This is a genomic window from Povalibacter uvarum (assembly GCF_014202975.1).
Classification (GTDB): Bacteria; Pseudomonadota; Gammaproteobacteria; order Steroidobacterales; family Steroidobacteraceae; genus Steroidobacter; species Steroidobacter uvarum.
Genome location: NZ_JACHHZ010000004.1, coordinates 283,045 through 303,228, shown reverse-complemented (window position 1 = coordinate 303,228; position 20,184 = coordinate 283,045). Strand labels below are relative to the sequence as shown.

15 protein-coding genes are annotated in these 20,184 nt (G+C 62.5%); 2 read left to right on the top strand and 13 right to left on the bottom strand.

Translation table 11 applies throughout. From position 1 onward, the window contains the following. Nucleotides 1–14: 14 nt before the first annotated feature. The 8 genes from epsG to HNQ60_RS17685 all read right to left on the bottom strand — a co-directional run bounded on the left by epsG (nucleotide 15) and on the right by HNQ60_RS17685 (nucleotide 9,126). A complete protein-coding gene (epsG, locus tag HNQ60_RS17720) occupies nucleotides 15–878 on the bottom strand; it encodes a chain length determinant protein tyrosine kinase EpsG (protein ID WP_184334099.1) in 864 nt (287 codons plus the stop codon). A gap of 38 nt (nucleotides 879–916) precedes the next feature. Further along, a complete protein-coding gene (gene epsF, locus HNQ60_RS17715; RefSeq protein ID WP_184334098.1) occupies nucleotides 917–2,335 on the bottom strand; it encodes a chain length determinant protein EpsF in 1,419 nt (472 codons plus the stop codon). A gap of 23 nt (nucleotides 2,336–2,358) precedes the next feature. Further along, nucleotides 2,359–3,189: a polysaccharide biosynthesis/export family protein gene (locus tag HNQ60_RS17710; RefSeq protein WP_184334097.1), complete on the bottom strand. Its 831-nt coding sequence runs from the start codon at nucleotides 3,187–3,189 to the stop codon at nucleotides 2,359–2,361. Continuing rightward, nucleotides 3,179–4,642 carry an undecaprenyl-phosphate glucose phosphotransferase gene (locus HNQ60_RS17705; RefSeq protein ID WP_221304265.1) on the bottom strand — a complete coding sequence of 488 codons (1,464 nt, stop codon included), beginning with the start codon at nucleotides 4,640–4,642 and terminating at the stop codon, nucleotides 3,179–3,181. The genes HNQ60_RS17710 and HNQ60_RS17705 overlap by 11 nt, the downstream gene beginning before the upstream one ends. 21 nt (nucleotides 4,643–4,663) lie before the next feature. After that, nucleotides 4,664–5,044 (bottom strand): hypothetical protein, encoded by a 381-nt coding sequence (locus HNQ60_RS17700; protein WP_184334096.1) that lies wholly within the window; start codon nucleotides 5,042–5,044, stop codon nucleotides 4,664–4,666. 642 nt (nucleotides 5,045–5,686) lie between these two features. Beyond that, nucleotides 5,687–7,048, bottom strand: coding sequence for an OmpP1/FadL family transporter (locus HNQ60_RS17695; RefSeq protein WP_184334095.1), 1,362 nt, complete (start codon nucleotides 7,046–7,048; stop codon nucleotides 5,687–5,689). Between the two features lie 209 nt (nucleotides 7,049–7,257). After that, entirely contained in the window at nucleotides 7,258–8,049 is a 792-nt protein-coding gene (locus HNQ60_RS17690; protein WP_221304264.1) for a class I SAM-dependent methyltransferase, read from the bottom strand. Nucleotides 8,050–8,106: 57 nt separating this feature from the next. Then, complete coding sequence (locus tag HNQ60_RS17685; protein ID WP_184334093.1) at nucleotides 8,107–9,126, bottom strand: LLM class flavin-dependent oxidoreductase; 1,020 nt, start codon at nucleotides 9,124–9,126, stop codon at nucleotides 8,107–8,109. 143 nt (nucleotides 9,127–9,269) lie between these two features. Here HNQ60_RS17685 and HNQ60_RS17680 point away from each other — a divergent pair, with 143 nt between their 5' ends. Further along, nucleotides 9,270–10,661 carry an L-serine ammonia-lyase gene (locus HNQ60_RS17680; protein ID WP_184334092.1) on the top strand — a complete coding sequence of 464 codons (1,392 nt, stop codon included), beginning with the start codon at nucleotides 9,270–9,272 and terminating at the stop codon, nucleotides 10,659–10,661. Between the two features lie 26 nt (nucleotides 10,662–10,687). Here the strand turns inward: HNQ60_RS17680 and HNQ60_RS17675 are convergent, their stop codons facing one another. The 4 genes from HNQ60_RS17675 to HNQ60_RS17660 form a co-directional block, all read right to left on the bottom strand. Further along, nucleotides 10,688–11,146: a GNAT family N-acetyltransferase gene (locus HNQ60_RS17675; protein ID WP_184334091.1), complete on the bottom strand. Its 459-nt coding sequence runs from the start codon at nucleotides 11,144–11,146 to the stop codon at nucleotides 10,688–10,690. Between the two features lie 16 nt (nucleotides 11,147–11,162). Beyond that, the gene (locus tag HNQ60_RS17670) at nucleotides 11,163–11,900 is read right to left on the bottom strand and encodes a hypothetical protein (RefSeq protein ID WP_221304263.1); all 738 of its coding nucleotides are present in this window, start codon (nucleotides 11,898–11,900) and stop codon (nucleotides 11,163–11,165) included. A gap of 201 nt (nucleotides 11,901–12,101) precedes the next feature. Then, nucleotides 12,102–12,920 carry a gamma-glutamyl-gamma-aminobutyrate hydrolase family protein gene (locus HNQ60_RS17665; RefSeq protein ID WP_184334089.1) on the bottom strand — a complete coding sequence of 273 codons (819 nt, stop codon included), beginning with the start codon at nucleotides 12,918–12,920 and terminating at the stop codon, nucleotides 12,102–12,104. Beyond that, nucleotides 12,917–14,077, bottom strand: coding sequence for a carboxylate-amine ligase (locus tag HNQ60_RS17660; RefSeq protein ID WP_184334088.1), 1,161 nt, complete (start codon nucleotides 14,075–14,077; stop codon nucleotides 12,917–12,919). Before HNQ60_RS17660 ends, HNQ60_RS17665 begins: the two co-directional genes overlap by 4 nt. Before the next feature lie 262 nt (nucleotides 14,078–14,339). Here HNQ60_RS17660 and HNQ60_RS17655 point away from each other — a divergent pair, with 262 nt between their 5' ends. Beyond that, on the top strand, nucleotides 14,340–16,730 hold the full coding sequence (locus HNQ60_RS17655) for a membrane-bound PQQ-dependent dehydrogenase, glucose/quinate/shikimate family (RefSeq protein ID WP_184334087.1): 2,391 nt from the start codon (nucleotides 14,340–14,342) through the stop codon (nucleotides 16,728–16,730). Nucleotides 16,731–16,841: 111 nt separating this feature from the next. On the opposite strand, the gene HNQ60_RS17650 is transcribed toward HNQ60_RS17655, so the two are convergent. Next, the gene (locus HNQ60_RS17650; protein WP_221304262.1) at nucleotides 16,842–19,928 is read right to left on the bottom strand and encodes a TonB-dependent receptor; all 3,087 of its coding nucleotides are present in this window, start codon (nucleotides 19,926–19,928) and stop codon (nucleotides 16,842–16,844) included. Between the last annotated feature and the right edge of the window lie 256 nt (nucleotides 19,929–20,184).

Here is a 20,184-nt window from a genome sequence, read left to right as displayed (position 1 = left end):
TCGCGGATGGCCCGCTATTCGTTGACGATTGCGCCGAGCAATGTCGCCCCTGACGGCTCGAGGCGCTCCTGCACTGCTCTCACATCGGTGAGTCGCGTGCGATGACGCCGCGTGACGAGGACATAGCCCCCGGCACGCGAAGCGATCATCTGTGCGTCCGCGTACTCGAGGATCGGCGGTGCATCGATGATCACGACGTCGTAGATCTCCCGCGCAAGCTCGAGCAGGTATTGCATTGCCCGGCTGCTGAGGAGCTCGTGTGGGTTCGGCGGAATCGGCCCGGCGCACAGCACGGCCAGGCCGTTGAGCTGTGCAATGGAGACGATGGACTTCTCGACGCTCGAGCGGCCGAGCAGCACGTCCGCCAGACCGGTTTCCGCCGACATACCGAACAACTGGTGCTGCGCCGGATTGCGGAAGTTCGCATCCAGCAGCAATGTTCGTTCACCGAGCTGCGCAAAGCTGACTGCGAGATTGGCGGCGAGTGTGCTCGAGCCGGTGCCGGCGCGCGGCGCGCCGACAGCGAGCACCTTTCGACCCTTGTCGAACCAGCGCAACATCAGCTGGCTGCGCAGCATTCGAAACGATTCCGCCGCCGCGCCGAAGGGCTGATAGGCGCTGATCAGCATCGGATGCAGGCCCGACTCGCCGCGACGGATGTACGGATAGCTGAACTGTCGCGAGAGGGCTTGTTGCACGTCCTCGGCTGTCACGAGTCCGAGACTGCGCGCGGCTTCGCCGAATCGCAGGCCGCGCTTGCGCTGATGCGCGAGCACCCGCTTCACGTCGTGTTCGCTGAGGCGCGCCGACTCGGCCAGCAGCTCACCGATCGGCTGGTGAGGCCTGCCCGAGTCTGTCGGGATGGGATTGATTGCCATAGGGGACCCTTTCTTCCGCACTCAGTGGTTCGCCGCCGTCATGCCGATCCCCCTTCCAGCAGGGCACGACTGCCCCGCACGAGCGGCAACTTGTGAGGCTTGAAGCTCGCGCGCAGGCGCGGCACCTCGCCGAGAACTTCGATGCCGGCCACGCTGACCAGCTCGTCGCCGTCGCGGATGCGGCGGTCGAACATCTCGAGCATGAGCGCGAGAGCGGCGCCAAGCAGTCCGCCGAACACGAGTGAGAGCGCGACGCTCAGGAACAGCCCCAGCCCGGCCGGCGTGCTCGGAGCGATGGCGGAATCGAGAACCGCAACGCTCGTTTGCGTGAGCTGGCTCTCCAACCGCAGCTGGCTCGCGCGCTGCAAAGCCGCGTCATAAGCCGCCTGCGCGTTCTGGACTTCACGGTCCTGCACAGAGAGCTCGTCGCGCTGACGATTGAGCTCGAGGATGTGCTGCTTCTGCTGATCGAACGCGCGCTGCAGATCGGCTGTCGTGCGCTGCGCAATCTGCGAAGACTGCTCGATCGAGCCTTTGGCCTTGCCGACCTCGGCGTTGACCTTCTGGCGTAACTCCTGCACTTCGGCGTTCGCTGCGATGAACTGCGGATGATTGCGTCCGTAGCGTTCGCTCAGCTCGGCGAGTTTGCTCTCGGCGCGGACCAGGTCCGCCTTCAGCGATTGCAGCAGGCCGTTGCTCATGATCTCCGGCACTTCCTGCAACCGGTCACCTTCGGTCGCATACTGCGATTGGCGCATTCGGGCGTTCGCTTCCTGCGACTTGCGCTGTGCCTCCAGCAACTGCTTCGAGATCTCCTCGAGCCGGGCATTCTCGACGTCGAGACGATCGGTCGTCGCGACGATGCCGTGGCTGCGCTGGTACTGCGAGAGCTTCTCGCGCCGATCCTCGACGACGCCGCGCAATCGGGTCAGCTGCTCCTCGAACCATACGCTCTGGCGTTTCGCAGGATCCAGGCGCAGATCAAGGCTCGCCTGCATATAGGCTTCGGCGAATGCGTTTGCGACATCCGCGGCGCGCTGCGGATCTTCATCCTCGAACTTGATACGGACGACGTTCGAGTCCGCTACTGGCTTCACGACCAGCCGCTTCAGCAACTCGGTTGCCCAGCCTTCGCGGGTGCGCTTCTCGAGACCGGTCTCTTCGGCGCGCGCATCGTCCGTCGGCAGCTTCAGCATGTCGGTCACTTTCAGCGCGACCGCACGGCTCGCAATCACGTCGATCTGCGTCGCGATCACCGCGGCTGTCGAAGGCAGATTCGGCGACGCGCCAGTCAACGGATCGGCTGCGCGCGCATCGATCACCATCGACGTGGTACCGACGTAGCCCTTCGGCATCGCGATGAACGCCATGATGGCGAGACCCACCACGGTCGCCGTGGTGATGATCACCAATTGACGGCGGGCCCAGAGAATTCTCAGCAGCTGTGTGAAGCTCATGGGTCTTTCTCCTCCAGGCCGCCTCAGAAAAGGCTCTCCTTGATGAACAGGATGTCGTCGGCCTGCAGCAGATCGGTTCCCTTCACGGAGTACTCCTTCTCCACTCCCTCTCCGTTCCTACGCTTCACGATCGCGCGCCGCTCGGTGCCGCGCGAAGTAAGGCCACCGCTGGCGGAGATCGCGCGGGAAACGGTCATGTTGCGTTCGAGCTTGTACTGGCCGGGTTTCTGGACCTGGCCGTAGACGTAGAATTGCTGGGCGCGCGGTATGTACAACCGGTCACCGCCACCGACCTTGACGTTCTGCGACGGATCACCGTCGAACAGCTTGTCGAGATCGATCTCCGCCTTCGTGCCGTCGGTGCGGGTCAGCGTCGCGACCGTACCAGCCGACGCTGCCTGCAGACCGCCAGCTTCCGCCAGCACGTCGAGCACCGCCCCGCTGCCTCTCAGCGAGTACTGCCCCGGCTTCGTGACGTGACCGAGCACCGAAACCTTCTGGCTCAGATACTCGAGCACGAGCAGATTGATCTGCGGCTGCCGCAGGAACCCGCCATCGACGTACTTGCGCACCAGAAGCTGCTCCGCTTCGTTGGGCGACAGGCCGGCGATCGTCACGCTGCCGATGAGTGGACATGTGATCGTGCCCGACTCCGCGATGCGCGCTTCGGTCTCGAGATCGGGAGAACCGAAGACGGTCATCTTCACGAGATCGCCGGCGCCGAGCTTGTAGTCCGCCGAGCCGTTCGCCCGCACAGCCGCACTCGCCAGCGCAAGCGCGAAGCCTGCGCAGACGACCAGGGAATGCAGGACCCATCTGCTCGATGCTGTCCTAACGACGTTGTCAGTACGCATGACGGTCATTCCAGATGATGGACGCAGTCTTCAACATGATGATGAGATCGAGTCCGAGCGACCAATGCCGCAGATACTCGATGTCGTAGCGAATGCGCATGGTCATCGAATCGAGATCGTCTCCTCCGCGATAGCCATTGACCTGGGCCCAGCCGGTGATGCCGGGCTTGACCTTGTGCCGGACCATGTAGCCCGGGATCTGGCGACGGTACTGCTCGTTCACCGCGACGGCGTGCGGCCGCGGGCCGACGATGCTCATATCGCCGCGCAGGACGTTGAAGAGCTGCGGCAGTTCGTCGAGCGAAGTCTTGCGGATGAATGCACCGAAGGGCGTCACGCGCGGATCGTTGCGACCCACTTGCGTGTAGCTCGTCGCGCCGTCTTCAACGACGCTGAGCGAGCGGAACTTGTAGACGATGATTTCCTTGCCATCGAGGCCGTAGCGCCGCTGGCGATAGATGACCGGACCGGCCGAGCTCACCTTCACACCGATGGCGACTGCTACCAGTACCGGCGTAAGCAACAGCAGCGCGGTGCCAGAGATGAAAACGTCGCTCATGCGCTTCAGCAGGCCACGGACGCCGTAGTACGGCGATTCGCAGACAGCAATCACGGGAATGCCGTCGACGAGATCGAAGCGCGGCTGCACCAGGTCGAAGACCTTGAGATCCGGCACGAAGTAGATGGAGGCGGTCGAGTCGCGCAGCGAATTGAGCAGGTCCAGGATTCGCGGCTGCGGCACCATCGGCAGAGTGATGTAGACGATGTCCACATTGTGCTGCGTGACGTATTCCGCCACCTCATGAAGCGATCCGAGGACGCGCCCCACGCACTCGTCGGGCACTCGCGCTACCGCTCGATCCTCGAAATAGCCGCCCACGCTGATCTGCAGCGTCGGCCGTCCGCCGATGTTCTGCTCGAGCTGCAAGGCGAGGTCGTTGGCACCCACGATCACAGCTTTGCGAAGACGCGCCTTGCTCTTGCTCCGGCGCAGCAACATCTGCTGCGCCACCAGCTCTCCGATCCAGAGTGCGAACGGCGTGCTGATCGCCCAGGTCATCAGGACCGGCTTGCTGAAATGATGGCTGAGATAGGACAGACCGAGCAGCAGCCACAGGAAGACCATCAGCACACCCCACCTCAGCAGGATGTCGAGCAGCGAGCGCAGCGCCATGACGCTGGCGGGAGTGATGCGCAACGGCACCACATCCAGCAGATCCGCGACGCCCAGGAACGAAAGCACTGCAACCAGGATGTACGGCCCGTAGAGCGACTTGCCCCAGAACGCGAGGCAGAGCATCAGCGTGATGACCGGGATGATCGGATACAGCAGCGACTTCAGCGCGAAGATCGAGAAGGGTTCGCTCGCACTCACATCGCCCGCACGATCGCGCCAGGCGCGCTGACCGATCGCGGGAACCGACGAACGCGTGGAATAGCCGGTGCTACTCATGAAGCACGCCTGCGCTCGCCGTTAAAGACTGAACGGTTGTTGGCGCAGCAGCCGGTGCTTACGCAGCAGCTGGTAGGCCACAAGCATTCCGCCGACCAGCGTTAGCAGCAGCAGATCCTTGGTGGATCGTTGCGGAGCTGGATCTCCCTGCGGCACTGCAACCGCAGCCTGTACTGCCGGTGTAGGTGAAAGACTTGCGAGCCGGATCTCTCCCGCCCGTTCATGCGCCGTCGCTTGCGGCAATGCCGTACGAACCGGAGCAGGACCATCGGACTGCGCGCTGCGCAGAGGTACTGGCGTGGCGGTCGACGTTTCCGTCGCCGCGTGAGCACTCATCGACAGCGCGGTTACCGCCGTGGCAATGAGAGCGAGGAAACCTTGTTCAAACTTTCTGGCGCGCATATAGGCTCCGAGTCAAAGATCCAACACATGCACGACACACTTCCATGTCTTGCACATGCGCACGCCCCCGTCCCGCGAATCGATCACCTGCCCGGTGTTCTTCTAGCAAGTCCCGTTCCGTTGCGACCTCTGTCGCTGACGCCCGACGATTTGCCCGCTGCGATACGAATTTGTAGTTCTTGTACTTACAAACTCACTCGCTTTGGCTTCGTCGCGCGCTCCTTCGGCTCATGCGTGCGCAACAAATCGGAACGAGACATTGCACTTCTGCACCAACCCGACCCGTGACACGCTGCGTCGCGCTTCGCTAATCGACTATCAGAGGAACAAGCGTCGCTCGAAGCGGACACTCGCGCGCATCTGCATCAATAACGGAAAACGCAATACGCTCGCGTCGCGCACCAAAAGCGTCGGCGTCGAAGGTTTGTTCCCGCATGAAAGAAAATCACCTCGCGCGCGTGTTGTTGCACGTGCGCGTCGATGGCGAAGCGCTCGCTGAGCCGCTGAAATCGTCAAGAAGATCGACAGACGATCACGTCGCGAAGTATTCGCGCACGACTATAGGAGTCGATTCCGCTGATGCAGTCAGCGTTTCTACAATGACTGCGGTTGGCGACAGTGACCGCTGCGTGACAGCAAGCGTCAGAAGCGATAGCCGAGTTGCAGCGAGATGATGTCGACCGCGGATTCCTGCTGACCGTTCAGTAACCCGGAGCGCAGGGTGTTGCCTTCGTTCTGATTCACCGGCACATCGTCACTGAAGAGATGGGCGTAGCCGAAATCGATGATCGTCGCGGTCGTCGGCGTCCAGCGCGCGCCGATGGCCACCCACTTTCGTTCCGTGTCCGGCAGTCGCGCTGTCCGTGTCTCGTCCGGCACGGGTGTTTCATCGAACGCGAGACCGCCGCGAAGCTTCCATGCGTCATTCACTTTCCACGTCGCACCGATCGCGTAGCGCCACGTGTCTTCCCACAGTTCCGGCGTGCCCGAGAGCAACACACCGTTGTCGCGCACGACGTTCAGATACTGAACGCTGCTCCATCCTGTCCATGCGACATCGATCAGCAACTCGACGTTGTCTCCGATCGCCTGGTACAGCGAGGCGGTTGCGATGTCGGGCAGCTCGATGTCGACAGTCGCGCCGCTGTCCGCGAGCGGACCTCCCGGTGCCGAAGCGGCAGCAATGATTGCGGCACCGGTCGGATTCGTTGCTGTCGGCGCAGTGAAGTTCACCGTCCCCTCGACTTCATACTGGATCGAGGATCTGTAAGAGAGGCCCAGGCGGGTCCGAGGGGTGAATTCGAACAGCACGCCCGCGTTGAAACCCCACGCTGCATCGTCGCCGCGAACAACGAGATTGCCTTCGAGACCCGTGTTCAATGGCACCAGCGCCGGCGACACCGCGGCTATCGCCGCCGTGTAGTTCACCGAGTTCGTGAGTTCCGCAAGGATGCGCTGATAGTTCAGGCCGAAGCCGAGCGACACGTGCTCGTTGAGCCGAAACGCGAGCGCGGGATTGAAGTTGAACGTGCGGATCTCCGACGTCAGCGCCTGGAAGCGGCCCATCCAGTCGTTGTCGTACTCGAGCTTGAGCCCGAAAGGCACGTTGAACGCGAAGCCGGCCGCCAGATTCTCGTTGATGGGCAGAGCGACGTACGCCGCGGCAATCGCATTCCAGTCGCCAGCATCGCCACCTTCGGCACCGAGCGGCTGACCCAACGCGGGCTGCGACGCGCCGTTTCTGAACTGCGAACTGATGTTGACACCGCTGGCTGCCGCACTGATCTCGAGCTCGTCGAGATTCATCATGCCCGCCGGGTTGTAGAAGATCGTTGTGGCATCGTCCGCCGCTGCGGCGGTTCCGGAAAACGCCGTGCCGAGCCGGCTCGCACTCTGCTCGAGCAGAGCAAATCCTGAAGCGTGAACACCGGCAGCCGCGGTCAGAAGCACAGCCCCCACAGCAAAGCGAAGCGACAAATGACGGGAGTGTTGGGAAAAGCGCATGATGACCTCGACGACAACGTGTGGACTTTCGAGCGATTACGATTACGACAGCTTGCCGCGTCGCGACATTCGCAATGACCGAATGAGACCGAAAGTTCGCACGATGCGGGCAACGATCCCGTGCGACGCGAAGGTCGGAGTAGAAAACGGTAACAAGCTGCGCCGATAGGCCAGCCGATGCGCTCTTTGATCGAAACGAGCGACTTCTTCTATCGCGCCCAGGCGTAGAGGCGCAGCGGCTCTTCCGCAGCACCGGGATTCGGCTTTCTCAGCACCCAGAAGTTGTACGAAGCGAGCTGGCGGATACCGAGCGCGAACGTGAGCGCGTCATACATATAAGAGAGCGCAAAAAGCGGCAGGAAGAATTCGCAGTAGGCACTGCTGCAATAGCCCGGCAGGTGATAGACCTCTTCGAAGCCGACTTTGCGCGACATCCGGCGGAATGCCGCATAGTCCGTTCTATCGTAGTGCGCTCGGAATCCCAGCAGCTTCGCGCGCTCTCCCATCGCCTTGTCGAGAACGCGACGGCTGACGCTCTCGGGCAGAAGCCGGTTGGCCAGTACGAATGGCGCATAGCGACTCGGAAACTGCGCGACGATGAACCCTCCCGGACGCAGCACGCGCAGCGCGTTCTCGAGGAAGCGCTCGTTGTCCGGGAAATGCTCGATGCCGGAATGCACCATGAACAGGTCCGCCGATGCATCGGCCAGCGGAATGCGATCGGAAACGTCGCATTCCACCTTCTCGTCGAGGGCGTGGTTGGGCTCCATCTCCCGGGCGTCGATATCGAGCCCGATCAGGCGAATGCGATACCACTCCTTGTAGTGAAGCGGAAAGTGCCAGCCCTTGCCCGCGCCGACGTCGACGACGTTGACGACGTCCGGTCTCGACAAGAGCAGTGCCGCGATTTTCCTGTACGCGCCGAAAACGTTGGCTTCATGGATGTGGCGTGGAGTGATCGCCTGGGAGATGCGGCGATTGGCCGCAAAGAACCTGTTCAACACAGTGCGTCCTCGTGCAGTGTGAGCCCGCCGACCAGATTCTTGTCCTGCATCTCACTACGCGCGTACGCCTGCATTGGTTCCGCCGGCCAGCGAGTCGCGCACGTGTGCCGCAATTTCGTAGGAGTGCAGCCGCGCCGAATGATCAAACATGTTGCAGGTAATGATCAGCTCATCCGCCTGCGTCCTGGCAACGAAGGCGCGAATGGCGTCGCGCACTGTATCCGGCGATCCAATAGCGGAACAGGCCAGGACATCCGCGAGGATCGCCCGCTCATGAGGTCCGAGCTGATCCGCATAGCCCGGCACTGGCGGTTGCAATTGAATCGGGCGCCCGGAACGCAAAGCTACGAAGGCTTGCTGAACCGACGTGGCAAGGAGTCGCGCCTCCTCATCCGTGTCCGCCGCGAAAACGTTGAACCCGAGCATGACGTAAGGTCGGTCGAGCTGCTTCGAGGCGCGGAAGCCGTCCCGATAGATCTGGATCGCCTGCATCATCTGCGCGGGCGCGAAGTGCGAGGCGAACGAGAACGGCAACCCGAACGCGGCCGCAACCTGCGCCCCATACAGGCTCGACCCCAGGATCCAGAGCGGCACTTTGAGACCCGCCCCCGGAACGGCCCGCACTGCCTGATTCGGCTGCGGCTCGTCGAAATAGCCCATGAGCTCGACGACATCCTGGGGAAACTCTTCGGGATCCGATGCGAGAGTGCGGCGCAGCGCGCGAGCGGTCATGTGATCGGAGCCCGGTGCGCGACCGAGGCCAAGATCGATCCGGTTGGGATACAACGACTCGAGCGTCCCGAACTGTTCCGCGACGACGAGAGGCGCATGGTTCGGCAGCATGATGCCGCCCGCGCCGACGCGAATCGTCGACGTTCCTCCTGCGATGTGCCCGATCACGACGGAAGTTGCCGCGCTCGCGATACCCGGCATGCTGTGATGCTCGGCCAGCCAGTAGCGCCGATAACCCCATCGCTCAGCGTGTTGCGCCAGATCCAGAGAATTCGCGAACGATTGACGCGGCGTGGAACCCGCGGTCACGGGTGAAAGATCGAGGACCGAGAAAGGAATCATTTCGGGGGCTCTGGATGGCGCTTGGAGCAACGTACTGTACGCCCGTGACTGTGTACATTGTTTCACTTCAGAACTGCTGATGGGCCAGCAAGCTCGCAAGGGAATACACTGGCTCGCAGCGTTTCCGCGCGAGTTCCTCATCCATGGCCGTCAGCGCCTTCGACCTGTTCAAGATCGGTATCGGTCCCTCCAGTTCTCACACCGTGGGACCGATGCGGGCCGCGCATCTCTTTGCGGATCGACTGACGCACGAAGGCGCTCTCGATCGCGTCGCGCGTCTGCGGGTCGAACTGTTCGGCTCGCTCGGCGCTACCGGCAAGGGCCACGGCAGCGACAAGGCTGTACTGCTGGGACTATCAGGGCATCAGCCGGATACCGTCGACGTCAACGCGGTGCCCGCCTATCTCCAGCACATCCGGGATGGCGGCGAACTGCTGCTGCTCGGGAAGCACGCGGTCCCCTTCGACGAAAAGAACGACCTGATCTTCAATCGTCGCGAGACGCTGCCGCTGCATGCGAACGGCATGCGATTCATCGCCTTCGCACCCGACGGCAGCGAGCTTGCAAACCGCATCTACTATTCGGTCGGTGGCGGTTTCGTCGTCAGCGAAGAGGTCGCGGCCGACGGCGCGCTGCAGAAGCGCATCGCACCCGACACGACGATCCTGCCCTATCCCTTCCACACCGGCGATGAGCTGCTGGCGATCTGCGATCGCGAAACCCTTTCGATCGCCCAGGTCATGCGCCGCAACGAGCATCATTGGCGCACCGACGAACAGATCGATGCCGGACTGCTGCGAATCTGGGAAGTGATGCAGGCCTGTGTAAAGCGCGGCTGCCGCACCGAAGGCGTATTGCCCGGCGGCTACAAGGTGAAACGTCGCGCACCGGAACTGTATCGCCAGCTGACCGCGAATCCCGAAGCCGCGCTGCGCGATCAGCTCATCGTGCTCGACTGGGTGAATCTGTACGCACTGGCAGTGAACGAAGAAAACGCCGCCGGCGGTCGCGTCGTAACGGCTCCCACCAACGGAGCAGCCGGCATCATTCCCGCCGTCCTGCACTACTACTCGCGCTTCATCCCTGGCGCGAACAATCACGGCGTCGTCGATTTCCTGCTGACAGCCGCGGCGATCGGCATTCTTTACAAAGAGAACGCGTCGATCTCTGGCGCCGAAGTCGGCTGCCAGGGGGAGGTCGGTGTTGCCTGCTCGATGGCGGCTGCAGCCTTGTGCGCCGTGCTCGGCGGTACACCGCGCCAGGTCGAGAACGCCGCCGAGATCGGCATGGAGCATCACCTCGGCCTGACCTGCGATCCCGTTGGCGGCCTGGTCCAGATCCCCTGCATCGAGCGCAACGCGATCGCTTCAGTGAAAGCGATCAACGCCGCACGCATGGCCTTGCGTGGCGACGGCACTCACTACGTCTCTCTCGACAAAGTCATCAAGACCATGCGCGAGACGGGTGCGGACATGAAGACGAAGTACAAGGAGACGTCGCGCGGGGGACTGGCGGTGAATGTGATCGAGTGCTGAGTCAGGCAGACCTCTTCCGTCACGCGTCACCGGATCTCCAGAACCCAGTTCTCCCAGTCCCCATCCACGTCGCCGCCAAAGCTCCGATAGAACCTTCTCGCCCCTTCATTCGACGGCAGCACCTGCCAGCGCAGCAGGCGCACGCCTGATTCGCGACCGTAGTCGATGACAGCCTGGTAAAGCTTGCGCCCGATGCCGGAGCTGCGGTGTGCGTCGGCAACGAAGAACTCCTTGAGGACGAGTGTCGGACGCAGATCGAACGTGAACGGGATCAGGTAGGTGAGCGCATAGCCGGCGAGCGCCTCCGTCTCATCCGCGGCGACGAATACGTGAAACTCAGGTGTGCGACCGCGACTGAATCCACGCTCGATGAGATCCGCTTCCGTCACTGCGAATCGATCCCGGTACCCTTCGAACTCGGCGAGGCCATGCATGAGCCGCAGCAATTGCGGCACGTCATGAACAAATGCAGGTCGGACGATCATCCGTGCGGACACCCCGTTACTTGATCACGCCTTGCGAGCCGAGCCATACCGGACCGATCAGGCTGTGCAGGAGCATATCGTGCAACTCGGTGGGAGCGCCCGCAATCGCGGCGCCTCGAAGCAACACGCCGAGCCCTTCGTAGTCGCCATTGCGCGGCATGGCCATCGTGGCGCCGCAGTTTCCGAACTGCACACGCATGCGAAACAGATTGTGAGCCGGATCCGGAATCCTCACGGTGCCGTTCACGACGCAACCGTTGAAGTGTGTGCCGGTGATCGCGCCGTCGTCGTTGATCGCCAGCGAAAGCGGCGACGGCACCCCATTCGAGCTGAAGGGTGAAGTCGAGTAGACGCCCGCGAGATCCGCCATCGTCAGCGGCCGCGCGTAACCATCGCTGGGAGCGAGACTGAACGAATACTGTCTCCCCTGGTATCCGAATCCGCCGGTGAACATGCCGCCCGAAAGCCGCCCGTTCAGCTGAATGGACGAATGGGTTTCCGAGCCCAGGTCCTGGGCCTGCAACTGGCCGCTGAATTCGGAGCCGCAGCAAACGTCTCCGTGAACGACGAAGACTCTCCCAAACGTGTTGATCGGACCCGGCGGTGGAGACGAGCCTCCACCGGGAATCAGGATGGCCATGCCCGGAACGATCATGAGTTGCGCGTTGCCTTCGCGGTCGATGAGCGTCGTCGCAGTGAGCACTTCCGTGCTCGCCGTATCGGTGACGCTTCCCACCCAGTGACCGGCCAACAAGGAGACCTGGCCCGATGGAGGCGGGTCGTCGTCATCTCCGCTCCCGCTGCTCGAGCAGCCTGCAAAGAAGGATGAGACAAAGGCGACGACAATTACTGCGAAGCTGCGGCGCCGAAATCCGTCTGGGAGACGCATATCCTCACCTCATGATTCCGCTGTTGAGGTTGGCGGCTTCAGGCTAGTCCCCGAAATCGAAGCGTGTCAACGCATAGCGGCCGATTCGGCTGTCCTTGGCTCTCGACGCTCCGCGGCCGCCTTCAGGAAGGCTTTCATCATCGGTTCCGTCGGCAGCAGCGTCGGAAAACGCGAGTCGTGGAACTCGGGATGCCATTGCACGCCGAGCAGGAATGGATGGCCCGGATGACGCACTGCTTCCACGACACCATCCGGAGACGTTGCATCGATGATCAGGTCCTTGCCGAGGACCTTCACGGCCTGATGATGGATCGACGTCACACTCGCCTGCTTCATCCCGGCATAGATCGCCTGCAGCCAGCCGCCCTCGATGAAGTTCACTTCGTGCGCGTGCTCGTCGTAAAGGTCGGACACGCGATGATTTGCCGTCGACAGTCCGCCAACGTCCAGGTCCTGATACAGCGTGCCGCCGTAAGCCACATTGATGAGCTGCAATCCGCGACAGACGCCGAGTACCGGTTTGCCCGCCGCGGCAAAACCGCGCAACAACTCCAGCTCGAACTGATCGCGAACCGCGTCCGTCGGGCCGACGACATCCAGACGCTTTTCTCCGTACACGACCGGATCGATGTCGGCGCCGCCCTGAAGGATGAGTCCATCGAGCTCGGAAACGTAGTCTTCGGTCGAGACTTCCCAGCGGCTGATGTCGCTCGAATGCTCGACCGTCGGAATCATGACGGCGACAGCGCCGAGCCGCATCACGCAATGAGCCATCGACTGCTCGAGATATTGCAGTGTCTTGTTGCGAAAGCCGAGCTCTCTCGGCACCTGGCGCAGGATGCGCGGCGAAAGCCCGATGATGACTTTTCGCTGTCGAACACTCATGGCAGTTTCCTCTCCACGCGATCGCTCCTCTCCGCGACCGCCGTCGTTTCACAGATCCATTTCACCACGTGGCGCAACGCCTCGTCGCTGCTGGCGCCGCCGGCACGGCATTCATTGTAGATTCGCAACTGTGCGTTCGCACTCGTACCTTGATCCAGAATGCGGTAGAGCTGTCGCAGCGACTCCTTGCAGCCCAGCTCATCCGCATCCTCGCCCACGAGATCGAACAGCTGATCGATGACCGCCTTCATCGGAACGACGTCGCCCGTCTGCTCATCGAGCATGGTGGCTGCCACGCCGTCGCGCTTCGCGCGCCAGCGATTCTCATCGATCAGACGGCGGGTATGTGTCGTCCGGTGGTTGCCGTAATCCGGATCGCGCACGAGCATCGCCACGAGGCAACGGAAGAGAGCAGCAAGCGCCACTGTATCTTCGACACGTGTGCACGCATCTGCGATCCGCAGCTCGAGCGTCGGGAATCGCAGCGCTGGGCGGATCGCCCACCAGAGATAGCTCGCGTCGCGGATCGCGCCCGCCTTCTGCAATCGATCGACGAACGACTGATAGTCCCGTTCGTCGTCGAAAAAATCCGGAATGCCGCTGCGCGGCCATTCGTCGTAGATCGCCTGCCGGTAGCTCATCAAGCCCGTGACGCGCTGATCCCAGAACGGCGACGAAGCGCTGAGAGCAAGGAACACCGGAAGCCAGGGCATCAACCGGTTCATCAGGCGGACTCGATCGATCCCGGGCGGGACGGCGACATGCACGTGCATGCCGCAGACGAGATTGCGCTGGCCGACGATGCGAAAGTCTCCGAGGAGCCGATCGTAGCGCGGTTTCTCCGTGACGAACTGTTCGCGCCATGCTCCGAGCGGATGCGTACTCGCTGCAACGAGCCGCAGCCCCTCCTCGTCGAGCAGTTCGCAAAGGCCGCGGCGCAGATCGACGACGCAGTCGTAGGCTTCCCGCATATCACTCAGGATCGGCGATGCGATCTCTATCTGCGACTGCAGCAGCTCCAGGGTGACGCTGTCGCCCAGGCGGGCACGGGCGCGACTGAGGAAGTGATCCGGAATGCGCGCGATCAGGCTGCCGTCGGAGGCGTGGGCGAGAAAGTATTCTTCTTCAATGCCGAAGGTATAAGGGAATCGATTCATCTCTTTCGAACAGGGCCGGCGACGGAAGTGTCGCCTTCAACACGTACCGGGGGCACGCCAGTCAGGAACTCCGCCGGTACAACACCAGTTCCTTGCGTCGCGCTCCGGCCAGCAGCACCCGACCGTCAAGCACGATGTGGCAAGTGGGCGATAGTGCGCCATTCGCGTAGCGGAAATCCATCCGGCCGGTGCGGCCATGGACCGGATCGGTTATACATGCACATGACGACACCGCACTGTCGCGGTTGTGTCCACAACGACAATGAACAAGAACTTCTATTCGACCCGGAAATCGCACGCTGGTCGCCCGAAGATTCTCGCGAGCGTATTCATCCTGCTCGGACTGATCCTCTCGATCGGCGGCGCGCAACTCGCGATGCTCGGCGGCTCGCTGTACTACGTGCTCGCGGGAATCGCGCTGCTCGCAAGCGGCGTATTGCTGTGGCGAGGCAACGGTTGGGGTGCCTATCTGTATGGAGTGCTCACTGTACTCACTACGATATGGGCGCTCGCGGAAGTGGGCTTCAACGGCTGGGCCCTCGCGCCTCGCGTGCTCCCATTCCTGGTCCTCGGCCTGTTCCTGCTGCGGCCCGGACTGCGGCGTTCGTTGCGCGGCCGCGAGTACAAGCCGCTGCTTCGCTCCCCATTGACGTGGCTTGCGATGATCGGGTTCGTCGCAATCGGCATTGGTGTCGCGCTACGCGAACCCTATCCGACGCTACCCTTCCCGATCGCGATGGTGGATCCACCGGCGGCAGCCAATGGCGACTGGGCGCACTACGGTCGCACTTCGTCCGGCGCGCGCTTCGTCCCCTTCGATCAGATCAACGCGAGCAACGTGAGCGATCTCGAAGTCGCATGGACGTATCGTACCGGCGTCGACGGGGCGTTCAAGGCGACTCCGCTGCAGATCGCAGACTCCTTATATATGTGCCTCGCGGGTAACGTGGTCGTGTCGCTCGACGCAGCGACCGGACAGGAGCGCTGGCGGTTCGACCCGAAGGTGAAGGATTCGAGAATCGGATTCACCACGACGTGTCGCGGCGTCACCTTCTATCGCTCACCGGAGCCGATCGGCGAATGCGCCGAACGAATCCTCACCGCAACAACTGACGCTCGACTCATCGCTATCGACACGAAGACCGGCCAGCGTTGCAGCAGCTTCGGAACTGATGGTGAAGTGAGTCTCCTCGCCGGCATGGGCGACGTGAAGCCGGGTTGGTACTACGTCACCTCCCCTCCAACCATCGCGCGCAATGTCGCCGTGCTCGGTGGTTGGGTCGTCGACAACGTCGAAACCCAGGAACCCTCGGGTGTGATTCGCGGCTTCAATCCGATCGACGGGCAGCTCATCTGGGCCTGGGACATGGGACGGCCGGATCGCACGGGCCCGCCGGGTGAAGGCGAGCACTACACGCGAGGCACTCCCAACGCATGGAGCGTGTTCAGTGCCGATGACAACCTCGGCCTCGTGTACATCCCGACCGGCAACGCGACGCCCGATTACTACGGCGGCCATCGATCGCCGGAAGCGGAGAGATACGCGAGTTCGGTCGTTGCACTCGATGTGACGAACGGCAGCGTGCGCTGGTCTTTCCAGACGACGCATCACGATCTGTGGGACTACGACGTGCCGTCACAGCCGGTACTCGTCGACATCCCGCTCGGCAACAACTCGACCGCCGCGGCGGTAGTGGTGCCGACCAAGCGGGGCGAGCTGTTCCTTCTCGATCGACGCAGCGGCAAGCCGCTCGCGACGGTCGAAGAAAAAGCCGTACCGCAAACGGATGTACCGGAGGAATGGACCTCGAAGACTCAGCCCTTCTCGACAGGCATGCCTTCATTCGCGGGCGCTGACTTCACGGAAGCCAGCATGTGGGGAATCACGCCGATCGACCAGATGCTCTGTCGTATCGAGTTCCGAAAGTTGCGTTACGAGGGCCCGCTCACTCCGCCTTCGCTCGGCGGCAGCATCCAGTATCCCGGCTTCGCTGGCGGCATGAACTGGGGCAGCGTTGCCATCGACGAGATCAACAGCGTGATGATCGTGAACTCGCTGCACATGGCGAATCGCGTGCAGCTCTATCCACGCGCGGATGTTACAGAGAAGACGAAGTTCGGCTTCGGGGGCGGATGGCAGCTCGGTACGCCGTATGCCGCGCGGACGGATCCGTTCCTCTCACCGATCTTCACGCCGTGCCAACAGCCGCCCTACGGCGAGATTGCGCTCGTCGATCTGCGCTCGAAGGAAACGATCTGGCGCAAGCCGCTCGGTACGGCGAATGAACTGGGTCCCCTCGGCCTGAAGTCGAGGCTGCCCATTCCGATGGGCGTGCCGTATGTCGGTGGATCGATCGTGACTCGCGGCGGACTGGTCTTCATGGGCGGCACAATGGATCGACGCCTGCGCGCGTTCGATGTGCGCACGGGCGATGTGCTGTGGAGCGATGCGTTGCCGAGCAGCGCGCAAGCGACGCCGATCAGCTACATCGCACCCGGAGATCAGCGCCAGTTCGTCGTCATCACGGTGCCCTCGACGGATGCGCTCGAAGTGAGCCACGCCGCGGAGCCTGAAGCCAATCGGAATGCCGGCGATACCAAGGCGCCGGTTGATTCCGGCGGCTACGTGATCGCGTACGCGCTGCGTCGCTAAGCGGGGGGATTTCGCGGAAGCAGGAGGAGGCGAGGTACCCCGCCTCCTCCTCCATGATCCCGCGACAAGTGCCGTTTGGGGGGTCGGCACCAAGCGCAGGGCATGTCCGGACTAGAACCTGCCGCGCAGGCCCACCATGACGGTGCGACCCGAGTCGAACAGGTTGTACGTGGCGTTGGAGTACTGCTGGTACGTGCGCCGCGACTCTTCGGTGATGTTGATCACATCAACCGTCAGCTGCGGTACGAACTCCGACCAGCCAAACATTTCCGAGAAGTCGAAGCTCGAAGAGAAATCGTACTGCGTGTAATCGTCGCCGAAGAGCTCGGCCCCGATCACGCCCGACTGATTGCTGTTCGGTCCGCTGGCCTGCGATCCCTGGCTGTGAGTGACGGAGACGCGCGCGCTGACACCATACTTGTCGTAGTACAGCGTTGCGTTGTAGCTCTCCGGTGGCACGCCGATTGCGATGGCTGGTGCCGCGCCCTCGCCTTTCTGGTCGATGATCGTGTAGTTGGCCGTGAAGCCGAGGCCGCCGAGACCGATTCCATCGAGCAGGAAATCGAGCGGCTGCACCCAGTTGAACTCGAGACCGTTGATCGTCAGGCGACCGCTGGCGTTGACGGTCTGGCGCAACTCGACCGGCGCCGCATTGCCGCCGCGAGCGATCACAGAGTCGCGCTGCTGCTGCGCCAGCGTGTCGAGCGTCACGCCGTACTGCGCGAGGTCACCGAACGTGATGTTCTGCGACTGACGCTGCGTGAAGCCTTCGATGCCCTTGCGGAACGCCGCGATGCCGACGTAACCCTCGGCGCCGGTGTAGTACTCGAAGCCGAGATCGATGTTGTCGGAGAGATACGGCTCGAGATCCGGATTGCCCAGATCTACCTGCGAAACGTCAGCGTTGCGGATCGAGAGACCGAGCAGCATGTCCGTCGGGTTCGCGCGCGTCATCGTCTTCGACAGGCCGGCTCGCACGACGGCGTTTTCGGTCAGGTTCATCGCAACGTTCGCCGAGGGCAGCCAGTTTTCGTATTCCGCTTCGACCGGCACGATGTTGATCAGGTCTGGCAGTCTCTGACCGTCGGGCAAAGCGGGATTGGCCGGGTTCGCGAATGTGAGGCGTGAGGTGATCAGCTGCTCCGTCTTCACCCAGCGCACACCGACGTTGTAGCGCGTGCGGTTGCTGGCGATCTCGAAATCGCCGTTCACCTGCGCGAACAGCGCGGAGACGTCTTCTTCGATCGAACCCCAGTTCGCCGTCGAAGGCGTCGCACCGGATTCAGGCGCATCTGCTCTGACAGCGTCGTAGTTCGAATCGCGGCGGAAGTCGCCCCAGTTCACGGTTGCAATGCCGTGTCGCGTCGGCCGCAGATAGCTGGGAACTGCCGCATTCGGGATGAGCGAACCCGGGTACGGCGCCGCGTAGGTGGGATAGCCGTTCACGCCAGCGGTGATCTGTCCTGCCGTTTCGCCGCGGCATGCTGGCTGGCCGTTCGGGCCCGGCTGGAAGTTGTCCGGATCGCCGCCGCACACCTGCGCCTGCCACTGCGCATCGGCGGCCGAGGGACGGATGTCTCGCGACAACTGATCGTAGGCACCGCCCGCCTTCACGCTGAACGTTTCATCGCCCCACGTGACGGCGAAGCGTCCGCCTGCGGTTTCGGTTTCGCGGTTCTCATCCTGGAGGTTCACGCGGCCGACATCCGTGCCGCCGCGATCCAGAATCAGCCATTGCCAGCTGTTCGGATCGTTCAGGTCGACGCTCGACGAGATGGTCGGCCGGTCGCCACCCACATTGCTGTAGGTCACCGTTCCGGTGTCGGAGATGAACAGCGCCGTCGAGGCCTGGCGATGGAACTCGCTCTTCGTGAAGTTGCCCTGCACGTCGAGGTTGAGCTTGTCCGTGATCTGCCAGTTCATGCCGGGGTTCGTTCCCCAGAATTCGCTCTCTTCCGTGTAGGGCCGGTACTCGAGCATGAACTGCGCGTTGAGGAACGTGCCGGCGGTAGCCACGCAGCCGTTTGCGCAATTCTCACGATCGACCTCGAGCTGCGTTGGAATCGGGCGACCGCCCTGGCTGCCAGCGCGGACGGCCCATGCAACAGCTTCGCGATCGAAGCGGCTTTCCTGCTTGCCGTACATCGAATCGAGGAAGAAGTGCAGATCGTCGCTCGGACGGAATTCGAGACTGACGACACCGTTGTAGCGATCGCGGTCGCCTTCTTCGAACATCTGCCGACCCAGGCGCGGAATCACGGCGTTGTCGATCTGCTGAATCGTGCGTCCGGGATTGTTCGCGAGCAGGAAGGCCTGATCGATCGGGGCGCCGGGTGTCAGCCCGGCAGCTTGCGTGCTCGCATTGTCCGGCACGGTTGCAGCAGTGCCAGGTCCGTTGCCCGCCGTGGTGTTGCAAGGCAGCGGCGCGGGCGGTGTGGCATTGTTGAAACCGCATTGCGCTTGCGTCAGTGCCAGGTTCGCCCAGCCGACCGTCTCGAAGCCGGTAGTAGCAACTTTCTGCCGGACTGCTGTCACGCCGGCGAGTACGCCGAATTTGTCCCAGGTGCTGCTCGCGATGAGCGCACCGCGGCCGCCCATGTCTTCAGCGTTGCTGTTGTCGATGCCCTGGATCGAGTACGTCAGGTGCTGCCCTTCGTTGTCGAATGGGCGCGACATGCGCATGTTGACTGTGCCTGCGGCGCCGCCTTCGACCATCTCTGCATTCGGCGTCTTGGAAACCTCGAGCTTCGAGAACAACTCCGTCGGGAACAGATCGAGCGGCACTTCACGATTGGCGCCCGAACCTTCCTGCGGCCCAGTCGCGATCGCAACAGGTGCGCCGTTCAGCAGCACTCTGGTGAAGTTGGTATTCAGGCCGCGAATGGCGACCGTCGTGCCTTCGCCGCTGATTTCGCGGCTGATCTGCACGCCGGGGATGCGCTGGAAGGACTCGGCGATGTTGGTGTCCGGAAACTTGCCGATGTCTTCGGCAAAGATGGCATCGACGAACCCTACGGACTCGCGCTTCGCCGCTGTCGAATCCTCGAGGCTCTTGCGGAAGCCCGTGACGACGACTTCCTCGAGTGTTTGCGCATTCGCTGGCGGCGTCTGCGCGTACGCCTGCTGCGCAAGGACGGCCGTGACGCACATCCCCAGAACACTCGCCTTTCGGGCTGTTTGCTGCTTCGCAATCTTCATGACATCCCCCTCACCCAAGAATTTTTGAAATCGGGACACGGCGTCACCCTGCGTACGCCGAACGGCCCGTGCGTCGTGGCGATCTGGTAGCGCTACCATTTGCGCACGAAAAATTAGCGGCCGACGCCGCGTGACGCTTCGATGAACGCAAACCACGGAGCTCGTGGTGAATGAAAGAACTGACTGTTGCCACTTCTGCCGACTGCGCTTCACCGGTCATGCCGATGCAGTCGCCCCCTTCGCGTCCATTGGCCCA